Here is a 13,493-nt window from a genome sequence, read left to right as displayed (position 1 = left end):
AATCATGGGTAAGAACAAAAGATTGAAAGTCCATAGGTAGTAGCTACCCGGACGCTCACTTTGTTCAATTAGGTCAAATCGAAAATGGTGTAAACGAAGGGGCAGTTCACTGGAATGCCAAAACTGCTTTTTCGTTTACCCCATCATCGATTCTAACCTAAAGAATTTGTCTTACAACAATTTATATATGCATAAAAAGCAATATATTTATGAAAACACCCTAAATCCAAAATCTACTCAATTCATTTTTCCTTACATAAAATGTTCTCGTATATTTCACTTCCTCACCAAGTGTTTCCCCTATCAAAACTTCAAAATCATTGATATCAAATTCTGGAAAGAATGTATCTCCATCTTCAATATTTAAATCTACTTCTGTGATATACATTTTATCTACTATTTGCAAAGCTTCCTTAAATAGTCCATATCCACCAGATATGTATACATCTCGTCCTTTAGCCAATAATAATGCATCTTCTAATGATTTAACTGAAACTAAATTATCTCCTTGATACTCTGTTGTGGTGGAAACAACAATATTCATTCTATTAGGCAACGGATGACCGATTTCTTCATAAGACTTTCGCCCCATAATAACCACATTACCCGTTGTTAACTCTCTAAATTGCTTTTGTTCTCCCTTTATTTTCCATGGTATATTACCATTCTTGCCTATAACATTATTCTTTGACCTCGCAACAATCAAACCTATCATCTATTTCATCCTCCATAATATGATGTCGTACCTGTGATTCCATCAAGTGCACCACATCTTAACAAACTCAAAATTATCTCGAACTAACCAGCTCGACAAATTCAAGTTTGTCGCTTTCTTCATATCCACATTATATCATTTTCATATCTGCACCACAATAAAATTTTATGCACCGATAATCTTACTGAACAGCTCTAACAAACACCATTTCATCACTCCAATCTGAAATTTAGGTATGAAAAAAGCAGTCAATCCTAAGACTAACTGCTTTGTGTATAGAGATATGAAATTGTGAAATAGAATTTGCCTATTTCAAATCAAAAAGAGAATTTTCATAGTCCTTTACATAGTATCGTATATTTTTACGCCCCTTTTGAATAATGGTATGTCCCTCTGCTTCTAATTTTTCTTTCTGTGCTTCAATACCATTTGGATATTTAGCATTTAATTCTCCGTTTGCTTTTAATGTTCTCCAATAGGGTGTTTCATCTTCGGAACGCTGATAACTCGCCCACGCTACAATAGAAACAAATATACCCGCTGTAATCGGCTCTGTAAAATCTGCACCACTCAATTTTGCAAAGTGTTCTCGTATTTTTCCAACCGTAATCACTTTACCATACGGAACTTTTTTCATTACTTTGTCATAGTCAATCGGGGGAGCAAAATACATTTTGTTTCCACCATATTTCTCAATACTTTTCTGGTCTATGATAATTTGAAATTTTGGCATATCCTTACTATCATGCAACATAGCATTAAAATCTTTTTTATCTTCATTTGCCATTTGTGCCACCTCCTACTTTAAGGATAGTCTGTTTCTTATTTCCATGCAATGAGGCTGTTTGAAAATTATTAACACTTTCAAATTTGTCGCTTTCTTCATATCCATATTATAACAGTTCCATATATCCGCCACAATAAAAATCAGCATACCCTTAGCATTTATGGAACAAAAATGCACACTTTTTCTTTCTTCCTCTTGATTACCCCACAACAGAAAAGAAAAAGCCCTGTCAAGAGCCTTGCCACCATTGGTGGTGCTTTGCACTCTTTACTGGGCTTTTTGTTTGCTGTATCTTCCATGCAAGAGGAAATTAAAGACCTCTGTTCCATTTCGCCTTTAGATAATCTTCATAGTCTGCTTCATTGAAGTCTACTTGTGGAGAAGTGTCGGGAATGTTGTTTCTGTTGTCTATATCCGCAAGCTGACGAAATATCCAATCATCATAAGGGTCATGGTATTTATACTCTTTGGGCTGTTCTCTGTATCGGTCTAACCCTCGCATTTCCTTATGTACTTTTATCATGCGTTCCAGTTTTTGACGCTGTATCAACTGCTTGATTTCCATAAGTTCTTCCAACTCCGTAACCTCATTGGTAATGTAGTTATGGATATACTGTATGAGTTTATATGCCTTGTAAAATGTGCATTCTTTTTCATCATCGAAAAATTCATTTTCAGACAGGTAATCTAAGGAAACATTGAAGTCTTGTTCCCGTTTGATAATATCCATGATATAGGGCTCGGTGTGGTCAATATACTTCCATTCTCCCGACAATAATTCATTGGGTGTTACTCCCAGCACGTCCATTATCTTTTCCAGCGTATCAAAGGTAGGATAATTCACGCCACGTTCAATCTTGGAAAGGCTCTGCATATTGATACCGATTTTGTCCGCAAGTTCCTGTTGTTTCATTCCTCTATGCTTTCTTATGGTCTGTATGTTCTCTCCTAAGAAACTGATTTTCTTTTCGTAATGCTCCATGACTTAGTATAAACACTCCTTTCATTGCTTTTCTTGGTATTTATAAGCATATCATACTTAATATATATCTAAAAGTCAACAAAAACTTCTTGACAAGTAATTCTAATGGCGTTATTATCGTATCAGATAGAGTGATTAAGCACGCTAGGGTCAATCACACGCTTGAGTAAGCATAGAAAAGATGTATTTTCATTTTGATAGCATGAATAAGCATAGACTATCAGACCGAAAATAAGGTTTCTGACTGGGGCTGTTCCGTTTAGCCACGAGCCTTACAAGGCTCGTGAGCGTTAAGAACGGATCAGACACAGGAAGAAAGGGAACGCCTTTAGGCGTTCATAAAGGGCGTATATGTAACACCGCCCTGCGTATACATGTCATAGTACCTAGAAACTGTGATAAATAAAGGAAAAAATACGATTTTTATCCCGCAAAAAAACGGGGCATACGAAAGGAGAAATGCACTATAACTACACACAAAAATTTATCCGTTAAGATTGATTACATCAGCATTGTATTTGAAACGGCAACCGCTGAAGATGTAATCATGCACATTTTAGATTTACCGACTGACATTTTCAATGTTTATCCAGCAACGATAAAATTCAAGACATATCAATCACGCTGGCAGATTGGAGATATTTATGTATCGGGGGACGCAAGAAAGACAGAGGACAACCCACAGGGGCTAGGCTGTTATCTTGTTATGACTGGCAGAGGTTGTGATGATATTTTCCGTATTCTCGACAGTAGGAATTATACCTTTGGGGATATGTTCCGACGCTGTGAGAGAAGATACGGACTGGATAACTTCCATTTCACTAGACTTGATATTGCCATTGATGATAAGAACGAAAAACCATTCTTTACCATAGAGCAGATAAAGAAGAAATGCGAAAAAGAGGAATTTATCTCGAATAGTGAGGGCTACCACTTTGACGAAAGCAAGTTTGATGATTTCGACACTGCAAAGACTGTTTATATTGGTGCTGGTAAATCGGGATTGTCCTACCGCTTTTATGACAAAGATAAGGAAGTCTGTTCAAAACATAATAAGACACTTGATGAAGTCGGCAGTTGGAAACGGACAGAAATGCAACTGCGTGATGATAAGGCTCATGCCTTTGCCATGACATTCAAAGACAGACCGCTGGAACTTGGGGAACTGGCTTTCGGGCTATTGGCAAACAACCTACGCTTTGTCGTGCCAAACAGAAATGAAAGTAATAAGAGCAGATGGAAAACGTGTCGGTTTTGGGAACGCTTTTTAGGGGCTGTGGAAGTCTTAAAACTGCAAGTACCGAAACTACATAATTCTCTTGAGGAAACACAGCAATGGCTCACAGAGGGTGGCGTGATTTCCGCTGTGAAAAGTTTTTACTTCTTGGAAGAACATGACGCATTAGGTGGACTGGAAAAAGTGGGAACTATGCTTGATAAGGCAAGATACAGCAATTCCCTTTCCAGTAAACTAACCGCCCACTTACAGAGGATAGACCGCACCGATCTTATCCCCTATATCCAATATAACACGAAACATGGGAAAGGGGGTATCTGATGAATAACAACGATATTCCCGTATGGGAAAAATACACCCTTACCATTGAAGAAGCGTCAAAGTATTTCCGTATCGGAGAAAACAAGTTAAGACGATTGGCAGAGGAAAACAAGGACGCTGGCTGGCTCATTATGAATGGCAACCGCATACAGATTAAACGCCGACAGTTTGAAAAGGTCATTGACAAATTGGACGCAATCTAATGCAAATGAGCCTTGTATGTGTTATGATGAACACAAGTCATATCAAGGCTCTTTCCAACAAGGAAAGGAGCAGACACCATGAAAGAAAAAAGACGGGATAGTAAAGGACGTATCCTGCATACTGGAGAGAGCCAACGAACAGACGGAAAATACTTATATAAATATGTGGACGCATTTGGAAACACAAAATATGTGTATGCTTGGAGATTGACACCCACAGACCCGACACCAAAGGGTAAACGGGAAAAACCCTCACTTCGTGAATTGGAACAGCAGATAAGACGGGATATTGAGGACGGTATCGACAGCACAGGCAAGAAAATGACGCTTTGCCAACTCTACGCCAAACAGAACGCACAGAGGGCAAACGTGAAGAAAAGCACACAGAAACAACGGGAACAGCTCATGCGGTTATTGAAAGAGGATAAGTTAGGTGCTAGGAGCATTGATACGATAAAACCCTCTGACGCTAAAGAATGGGCGTTACGCATGAAAGACAAAGGCTTTTCCTATAACACCATTAACAACCATAAACGCTCGTTAAAAGCGTCATTCTATATCGCCATACAAGACGATTGTGTAAGGAAAAACCCTTTTGATTTCAAGTTAAGTGAAGTCCTAGAAAATGATACCAAAGAGAAAGTCGCATTAACAGAGGAACAGGAACAAGCCTTGTTATCATTCATCAAGACAGACAATGTGTATCACAAATATTATGATGATGTGCTGATACTGTTAAAGACAGGACTTCGTATCTCGGAACTGTGCGGACTGACAATCATGGACGTTGATTTTATCCATGAGGTTGTGGTTATCGACCACCAGTTATTAAAGAGCAAGGAACAGGGCTATTATATTGAAACACCTAAGACAAAAAGCGGAACAAGGCAAGTGCCATTAAGCAAAGAAACGATACAAGCATTTCAACGAGTTATGAAGAAACGCCCAAAGGTAGAACCATTTGTGATAGACGGACGGGGCAACTTTCTATTTGTCAATCATAAAGGCAAGCCTAAAGTTGCGATTGATTACACTATGCTTTTTGTCCGTATGGTAAAGAAATACAACAAGCACCATAAGGATAACCCCTTGCCACATATCACACCGCACACGCTACGCCATACGTTCTGTACAAGACTGGCAAACAAGAACATGAACCCGAAAGATTTACAGTATATCATGGGACATTCAAATATCAGTATCACAATGAACTGGTACGCTCATGCGTCCATAGATACTGCAAAATCAGAGGTTCAGCGTCTAATCGCATAAGAAGTATTTACCACGATTTTAACCACGCTTGATAGCGAAATTATAAGAAGATAGACCTAGATATGTGAGGTTTACCACAAAAGCAAAATGCCCGTAGAGCCGATAAAATAAGGCTTTGCGGACATTTAAGAAGATATAAAAAGATAGTCAAAAAGACATATATAATTTAAATGAATTCCATAAATATTTATTTATAGTTGTCATAGTAGGAATTTCCGTACTCCACCCACTGTTTCCAGTTGTGATTCCAGAATTAACGGTAGATACCATATAATATTCCATTATGCTCTTAATCCCTTTTCCGTCAGAGCCATCATTCACACGGATTAAAGTAATTTCAGCTATTGACTTTATAGCCATACCTATCCCTCCAGTATCGCTGTATAAGTGGCTTTATTTGATACATCTCCCGCTGACACTGTAAATGTAGAGCCTGTAGCAATTGGCACAGATCCACCATCTTTATACCATTTAATTGTTCCAAGTGCCGAAAGTGCACCGCCAATCACCTCAGTACCTCCTTTATAGACATGTGCTGTCAATGTAGTTGCAATTGCTGTATTTTTAAAAATTGTTCCAGCTGAGGACTCTATAACAAGATTAAGCGCATCCTGTCCATCCGTGCCATTCGTTCCGTTCCGCGAAACACTATAGGAAATTGTATATTTTCCATCACTATAAGTTACAACCGTTTTAGTCCACAGAAATTCTCCCGGATTCGTTGCTGGAATGGTAGATGACCACTCTCCAGTAGGCGGTGTTGTTCCTGAGTTTCCTTTTTGATAAGTTACTTCCTGACTCGTAACAGTAATACTTGATCCATTTGAACCATTCGTTCCGCTACGCGATACGCTATATGCTGTCGTAGATTTTCCATCACTATAAGTTACAACTGTTTTAGTCCATAAGTATTGTCCCGCCGGCACATTAGGTACAGAAGTCAGCCACTCTCCTGTTGGCGTCGTCGTCCCCGAAGCTGAAATCTGATAAGTGACCGATGTACTTTTTACTGTAACACTTGTGCCATCCTGACCGTTTTGCCCCTTAAATGCAATAGAAAAACTAAACACCTTATTAACCGTAATCTCCCCGATAATAACCGGTATTGTAATAGATCCTGTCTTTTTTAGTGCTGATGTTGCTGTAATCGTAACCGTTGGAGTTGGTGTCTTTCCATCAGAAACTGCACTTAACCCTTCTGGACACTCTATCGCACCTATTTTACAAGCCACTTGTTCTGCACCACAAAGAGCCATAATCTGTGTCGAAGTTGTCTGTGTCCCATTTACACTTGTTTCTGTTCCCAAAAATGTATATGAGTCATTTGTCATTATGATTGAATACCCATCTGTAAGATCGAGTAAGTCTACCTGATTACTTGCTTTTTTTGCCATTTTAAATCCTCCTAATAATTCAAACTACAATTAAATGTTGATTTGACATCCACGTCTTCGGGCGTCAACGTGAAAATAAAACCTTCATCTGATAATCTCTTGTCAGTATGTGAAATCGGTTTAAATTCCGTCTCTCCTAATCGCTTACATTCCCACTCTAAATAAGCTGCTTGTCCGAAATAATCTTTCATTTTTTTAGATGTATCAATTCTCTCATCTGCAACAAGAATTGTTACTGTCAGAGTTGTTGCCACCCCGCTATTTTTAAAGATGCTTCCATTGCTCGAATCAATGTGGAGCGTAACAGCATCATCTCCTTTTGCCAGCATCCATGAATATATTGTTGCGTCACTCAAATCCGGTGTTTTCGTTGTTCTGTTTGCTGCTGTTCCAATATATTTCTTGCCATCCGGGTTCAAAGAAATTCCATTTCCCTTATTATCGTCCGCATAAGCAATCCAAGTATAAAATGTTCTATTTGCCGCCAACTGTTTAAACTGCTCTGCCAAATCCTCAAGAAGTTGTGATATCCCGTTATCCTTTATCAGATATTCTCCCAAAGTTGCCACATGTTCATCGTTTGTCTCAGAACTTTCCAGTTTCAAAATTCTTGCCTTTAAATACAATCCACCTTCATCATCTACGATGTTAATATAATCTCCTACCCGTGCACATTCTGGCAGTCTGCTGATATCAATCTCATAATTCACTTCCATTTTGCAAGCTTTTTTCAATTCATTTACAGATCTAGTACAAAGCTCCGATTGACTCATCGTATCATAACTATACGTTTTTGTGATATGCCCTACAATATCGCTATCTTTCATCATATAACGTCCCCAAAGCTTCAATGCTTCTCGTGATTTCACCTTTGTTCCGTCAATATAAATATCACCATCATCATATTGATATCCTTGTAACGTAATAGGCTCTTCGGAATCTTCCGGTATTCCCCCAGTCACTTCAAGGGCTGTCGCAATATTCGCAATAGACTCTTTCGTACGAATCCTGTCTATATCTCGATTCAAGCGTAATTCTGTACCAATATCCTTTCCACGTTTTTTATAAAAGTTGATATATTTTTTCGAAATTTGAAGTCCAGTTATTTCAAAACTATATGAGATTTCCGCATCAAACTGCGTTGCTACACTTGCAAGTCTTTCTGTCGCAGTCGCTTCACCTTCCCATTTCAGTTTCCTGGAGCGATCACTAATCTCATTCAGACCGATTTCAAATCCACTGTTTCCAACAAATTTTTCAGTATAATACACGACTGAATAATCCCGATCTGCTTCATACTCTCCAACAACCTCATTCAGAAGATCCAGCCCTGCATCCTCTGCGTAAATACAAATTTCTTCGTTTTTTGTATCCTTTTCACGCTCGATAATGGTATATGCTCTTGTCTCATCTCGATCTTTCTTTAATATATAGTTTCCTACTGTTGTATATATTTCCGCCCCTTTTTTGTCTTTTCCAGTAGCAGAAATATAGCATTCCAACGTCGCCACACCGGTATCAATCTCTTCTACCTTCTTGTCATCCCGAACTAGGATTCCATCAGGAAGATTTGTACTTGCTTGTCCTAATATATTCATATGTCTGTCTGCGAAATAAAAGATCATAGCCATACCTCTCTATATTTCAACTTGAAATGCGGTTTTTCTGCCCAATTGGAATATACACAGTTGATCTGATTTGTACCTGGATGAAGAAAAAACTGTTCCCAATCATTTCCAAGAGCCCCAAGCCCCTGCATCTCCACACCGTTTACTAAAATAGTTCCTGCTTTACAGTTCGCTAATATTACATCGCCTTCCCCGAATTTATTCGGTACATTTCGCCAAGACTCTACGGAATGAGAAACAAATTTTACAGAATAAACACCATTTAAGTTCATACTGTCATACCCCTTTGTTGCCAGGAAAAAAACACTTATTTCAGTTGCTTCTACATCCACAATTTCCGGGTCTGTAAACTCAAATACCTGACCCGCAAAATCAAACGCAACTTTCGCACCAAATTTCCGGATGCCGGAACGCCCTCCGCTGTATCCAGTCACTTTGTTTTCCGCAGTCACATCATCGATTGTGATATACGATTTTACACATTTATTATTTACATAAAACCATCCCCACGCTTTCGTATTCATCGCATTTCGTGAGTATGTCACAGATGCAATTGTGACCTTTTTCCCATTTTTAAGACCGGTCACAAGAAATTCCACCGCTCCCAACTGCTTTGCATGGGTAAGCGTGAAGTTATGATGCCACGAAAACGTCCAATTCTTTGCACCGACATGACCACTTTGATCAGCGGGTATCTGCCGGGTTACGCTTGGACCACCATACGCAACAATATTCCCGTAACTAGATGGACCTAAAATAGTTTTTCCACTCCTATCTTTTCCAACTGTTACCGTTCCTGTCTGTATCGTGCTCACTGTTCCACCTGAACTATTCGTAAATTCTATAATTTTTGCGGAATTTAATTTCCATTCCGGTGAAATGGATACAAATTCTTCGTCCACCAAAGTCTGTGACATCTCATAATTTTCTCCGTCAAGCTCATCTGCATTCCCGATCTGTATAACTTTCCCATTCTGCTTTATAAATCCAACAAATCCAATATCGCCATTTGCTTCCGCTTCCAGCACTGGAAAACATTTATGTGTTCCTCTGTAATCAACCACAAAGGTCGTATCTTCATCCATTGTCGGAATGACTTCTTTTTCTTTCACAGAATACTTAAATGGATCAGCACAATGAAATGTCAGTTCACTTTTTACTGCATTGACTCCAGTAGGAACATCATCAGTCCCTTCCTTGGTCCCTATAAAATACTTGTCGGGTTCATCCGCAAATATCAGTTTTGCTTCATCTGTATCTAAGATTGCATTCAACTTATTGTAAGCTGCTCGGAACGATAATACATCTTTTGCAATCAACTGATAGCCTACTGTGATAATCCTTTCCGGGTATCTTTTTCTCCGGTACCTTGTTCCGTCCCTCACACCGACTTCATCCGTCAAAAGCTCTGTATCAATCACTTCCCTGCCAGATACATACAATGTCCGGTAGCCAGGAATCAGATTCTCTATATATTCCCCATCAAAATTCAGGGCCTCAGAGGGCAGTGTACCGCCACTCTGACTTTCTGTCGTGTCTATAAAATTGTACATTTGCCCTCCTTATCGAAAACCTCTTTTTCTGTTATTTCTCTTCTCCAATTTATCCAGTTCTTCCTGCGTGTATGGTGCTGTCACTTTTGCAATTTCACGACCATCCACCTCAACTGGAACAACAATTGTATATGTCGCATTCCTGTTATAACTGTACCCCTCATCCAAGTCTTTAACAGTTCCATATCCAGCAACAGCGAGCCTTGGCTCATCCACTGCTGGAATTGACACCAATTCCTTCGCAACATGATATGCTTCCTTCATTCTCCGCTGAATTCCGCCAATCCAGCCATCGCCATAGTATTCCCCAAGTTCTGTCGAAACTCTTGAAGGACTATGAATTTTCGCTTTTGCACGGATTGCCTTTTCTGCCGCCTCAGCCAGCTGTGCTGCAATACTCCGTACGCGCCCCAAAGAAGCCTCCATGCCGTTCGCAAGACCTACACCAATATAATATCCACTGTTATACGCTCCTCCCTGTGCTGACTTCATAGCAGATACAATGGAAGTTGCCATTGCTTTCGCAATGGACATCGCTTTCGTCTTTCCAGAAGAAAATGCATTATTAAATCCATTCATAGCCTGTACAGCTGTTTTCGGCAACAAGGTAGTCAGTTTACCTGCAGCATCTTTTATCTTGCTTACCCCGTTCATCGTTTCCGTAGCAGCCTTCCTGAAACCAAAAGCCATCGCACCTGCATAATTGTTTGCAGTGTTTTTACCTGCTGCTGACACCTGAACCGCTACCATATTGGCACTCGAAACAATGGAACGAAATGATGCTGTAATCCTACTTGTATCAACTGGTGGAATTGAAAACCCGGCAAATGCTTTTTTGATTGCCGTAATACCAGAAGCGACTGACGCAGACAACGACCCCATCTTCTGCAAAGACACATTGAATAAGGCTAGCCGTGTAGATGCCGATGTGATAGATATAACCATAACCTCAACACCGGCTGCCGCCTCTTTCAGCCCCTTTCCCCTCGACGAGATTTCTCCTAAACCGATTGCCACTGCACCAAGAGACTTCGCAATGTCAATAATAGATAACTCTGAGATAATCTGAATTCCCTCTGCAACACTTTTAAATCCTTTTCCAGCGTTTTTTGCTGAATTTCCAATAGCATTTATCACATCAGCTACCGCTTCCAAAACACTGCTGAAAGCACCGCCTATCGCATCAATCACACCAGAAACACCGTCAGTAATCGTCTTAAATCCATCGCTGATTGATTCTACCACAGCACTTATGACATCTCCTGCCGTTTTTATCACATTCACAAGCGTATTTCCGACCGCTGTCACGATTGTATCTACTGCATCCGCTATGGTAGAAACCAAATCTCCGAATGCCGACAAAATAGTCGATATTGAAAACGCAATTGATGTTGCAACCTGTGATACGGTATCGCCCAACTGCCTTACAAATGGAATCAAGGCATTAATGAGAGAAGATGCTAGATTCATTCCGGCACCAACCATAAGTATTGTAGCTCCGAACGAAAGCATAGCTGGTATTGCAGCCGTTAAAGCCGTTCCAAAAATTGCAAACACTGCCACTAAAGCAGCAACCACCACACCAAACGCAGCCATTGCGATTGCACCATCTGTCCCTGTTTTAGCGATAGGAGCCATCGCTAAAGCCATTGCTGCGACAGATACTGCAAACACCCCAATTCCCATAGCACTTTCCTGCAACTTCTTCCCAAACACTCCAAATATCGCCGTTAATCCACCGATTACTATTCCAAACGCTGCAAGTGCCGGAACTGCAGTATCTCCTAATTTTCCAAGTGGGACAAGTGCCAATGCCACACCGGCAAGTGCAGCTAATACAAGAGCCACCGCACCTGCCATCTTTACGAATGATTTGGAGGCAGCATTCATCTTTTGGGGCGATGTCTTAATATTCTTCAAGAAACTCATAAAACCAAAACTTAAAGCCAACACTGCACCTGCCATTCCTGCCAAAACTCCCGCAGCCAATGGCCCCGAATCTGCTACCGCCTTTGCCCCTTTTGCAAGGAGAAAGAATCCACCACTGATTAAAGCTACTCCGGCACCTAGTACCATAAAAGATTTTGCTGATGCCAATATCTTTTTAGAACTCCCGGCACTGCTTTTCCCTAAAGCTTCCTGTCCTTTTGAAATTCCAAATAATTTTGAGCCTAATTTTGAAATTCCTTTCCCAGCAAGTCCTGCGATCGCACTGGTGAATGCGCCTACAAACGGAGCTACTGATTTTACAATCTTAAAACCCTTATATGCTACAAGCAATTTGGGAAGCTCCTTCAGTACCTTTGCAATAACATCCGCATGTTCCTCCATGAAGCCAGCAAAAGATTTCAATGCACCTGATGCCGAATCCATCACGTCAGAAAAACCGTTTATGCTCTCCGTTGAGCCGAACGCTCCTGTGAGTTTTTGCAGTTCGCTTGTAACTGCTCGAAATGCACTGCCAAATGCATCCTTAACCTCTGCTGCATTTTTCTTAAATACTTCCCAATACGGGGAAATCTTGTCGATTGCCTTCGGGATTGTAGCAGCAAGCCACTCAAAGCCTTTTCCCACTTTTTCGTTAAAGCTGTTAATTGCGTCCACTACACCTGACTTTGCAAAGCTGTCATACAAATTCATCATACCGCTTGTGACCGTTGCCTCCAGGTTTCCCATTGCACCCTCGAACGTCGTAACTGATGTTGCTGCTTCTTTCGCCATATCAGTCATCCCGATATTATTCATTGCTTGACCAAGAAGATCAGCTGTGATAGCACCTTCCTCCATTGCACCTTTGAAATCTTTCTCAAGCACCGGATTCAGCTTTACTAATTCTTTTCGCAATCCTCCAGCAAGCTGTGGACTCGCATTCAATATCTGGTTCCAATCCTGAGCGTGGAGTGCACCTGATGCCATAGCCTGCGAAAACGCCAATCCAACACTACTAAACTCCTGGGCTCCACCGCCAAAGACAGCAACCGCATTTCCGACTGCCTCGGTCATCTTATCTGCATCTTTAATTCCGTTCGCAGACAAAGCACCAAATGTAGACATTACATCTTCTAACGAAAATACCGTCTTATCCGCATATGTTTTCAGTGTCCCCGTTGCACCCGCAATCCTCTGAATCTCGGCTTCACTTTCTCCAGAAAACCGCATCGCCTGCTGCAATTTCTGCATAGAATCCGATGTATTGATTGTCTCTTTTGTCAGGCTTGACATACTTCCTGCCACTACAGAAAATGCTTTCTGACCTGCTGCCATCATCACTCCAAATCCTAGTCCGCTTGTAATCGTGTTTTTCAGATTATTAGCCGATTTCATTGCTGCACCAAAAGCAGACTTAAATCCTTTATCCTGCGCAGATAATATTGCCTTTACTGAATAACTTTCTGCCATGC

The 13,493-nt window shown here is 40.5% G+C and carries 11 protein-coding genes; 3 read left to right on the top strand and 8 right to left on the bottom strand.

Annotated elements, in window-relative coordinates; all coding sequences use genetic code 11:
- Positions 1-220 precede the first annotated feature (220 nt).
- The 3 genes from dfrF to BQ5364_RS04215 all read right to left on the bottom strand — a co-directional run bounded on the left by dfrF (position 221) and on the right by BQ5364_RS04215 (position 2,484).
- On the bottom strand, positions 221-715 hold the full coding sequence (gene dfrF, locus BQ5364_RS04230; RefSeq protein WP_002322211.1) for a trimethoprim-resistant dihydrofolate reductase DfrF: 495 nt from the start codon (positions 713-715) through the stop codon (positions 221-223).
- 307 nt (positions 716-1,022) lie between these two features.
- Complete coding sequence (locus BQ5364_RS04225) at positions 1,023-1,502, bottom strand: MGMT family protein (RefSeq protein WP_002322212.1); 480 nt, start codon at positions 1,500-1,502, stop codon at positions 1,023-1,025.
- Positions 1,503-1,812: 310 nt separating this feature from the next.
- Positions 1,813-2,484, bottom strand: a complete 672-nt coding sequence (locus BQ5364_RS04215; RefSeq protein WP_002322214.1) for a type II toxin-antitoxin system RelB family anti-toxin — start codon at positions 2,482-2,484, stop codon at positions 1,813-1,815.
- A gap of 496 nt (positions 2,485-2,980) precedes the next feature.
- On the opposite strand from BQ5364_RS04215, the gene BQ5364_RS04210 reads away from it, so the two are divergent.
- The 3 genes from BQ5364_RS04210 to BQ5364_RS04200 all read left to right on the top strand — a co-directional run bounded on the left by BQ5364_RS04210 (position 2,981) and on the right by BQ5364_RS04200 (position 5,517).
- Positions 2,981-4,042 carry a replication initiation factor domain-containing protein gene (locus BQ5364_RS04210; RefSeq protein WP_328585597.1) on the top strand — a complete coding sequence of 354 codons (1,062 nt, stop codon included), beginning with the start codon at positions 2,981-2,983 and terminating at the stop codon, positions 4,040-4,042.
- Complete coding sequence (locus BQ5364_RS04205; RefSeq protein WP_002610247.1) at positions 4,042-4,245, top strand: excisionase; 204 nt, start codon at positions 4,042-4,044, stop codon at positions 4,243-4,245. The genes BQ5364_RS04210 and BQ5364_RS04205 overlap by 1 nt, the downstream gene beginning before the upstream one ends.
- A 78-nt stretch (positions 4,246-4,323) precedes the next feature.
- A complete protein-coding gene (locus tag BQ5364_RS04200; protein ID WP_071143717.1) occupies positions 4,324-5,517 on the top strand; it encodes a site-specific integrase in 1,194 nt (397 codons plus the stop codon).
- A gap of 147 nt (positions 5,518-5,664) precedes the next feature.
- Here the strand turns inward: BQ5364_RS04200 and BQ5364_RS04195 are convergent, their stop codons facing one another.
- Genes BQ5364_RS04195 through BQ5364_RS04175 form a run of 5 tightly spaced genes read right to left on the bottom strand, consistent with a single transcriptional unit; the run spans position 5,665 to position 13,491 of the window.
- Complete coding sequence (locus tag BQ5364_RS04195) at positions 5,665-5,877, bottom strand: hypothetical protein (RefSeq protein WP_071143716.1); 213 nt, start codon at positions 5,875-5,877, stop codon at positions 5,665-5,667.
- A 2-nt stretch (positions 5,878-5,879) separates the two neighbouring features.
- Positions 5,880-6,911 (bottom strand): hypothetical protein, encoded by a 1,032-nt coding sequence (locus tag BQ5364_RS04190; RefSeq protein WP_071143715.1) that lies wholly within the window; start codon positions 6,909-6,911, stop codon positions 5,880-5,882.
- 11 nt (positions 6,912-6,922) lie between these two features.
- Entirely contained in the window at positions 6,923-8,536 is a 1,614-nt protein-coding gene (locus BQ5364_RS04185) for a phage tail spike protein (protein WP_071143714.1), read from the bottom strand.
- Positions 8,533-10,092 (bottom strand): distal tail protein Dit, encoded by a 1,560-nt coding sequence (locus tag BQ5364_RS04180; protein WP_071143713.1) that lies wholly within the window; start codon positions 10,090-10,092, stop codon positions 8,533-8,535. The genes BQ5364_RS04185 and BQ5364_RS04180 overlap by 4 nt, the downstream gene beginning before the upstream one ends.
- Positions 10,093-10,101: 9 nt before the next feature.
- The gene (locus BQ5364_RS04175; RefSeq protein WP_071143712.1) at positions 10,102-13,491 is read right to left on the bottom strand and encodes a tape measure protein; all 3,390 of its coding nucleotides are present in this window, start codon (positions 13,489-13,491) and stop codon (positions 10,102-10,104) included.
- Between the last annotated feature and the right edge of the window lie 2 nt (positions 13,492-13,493).

This window comes from Coprococcus phoceensis, assembly GCF_900104635.1.
Taxonomy (GTDB): domain Bacteria; phylum Bacillota; class Clostridia; order Lachnospirales; family Lachnospiraceae; genus Faecalimonas; species Faecalimonas phoceensis.
The sequence above is the reverse complement of the archived record's forward strand: the minus strand, read 5'-3'. Positions and strand labels throughout refer to the sequence as shown.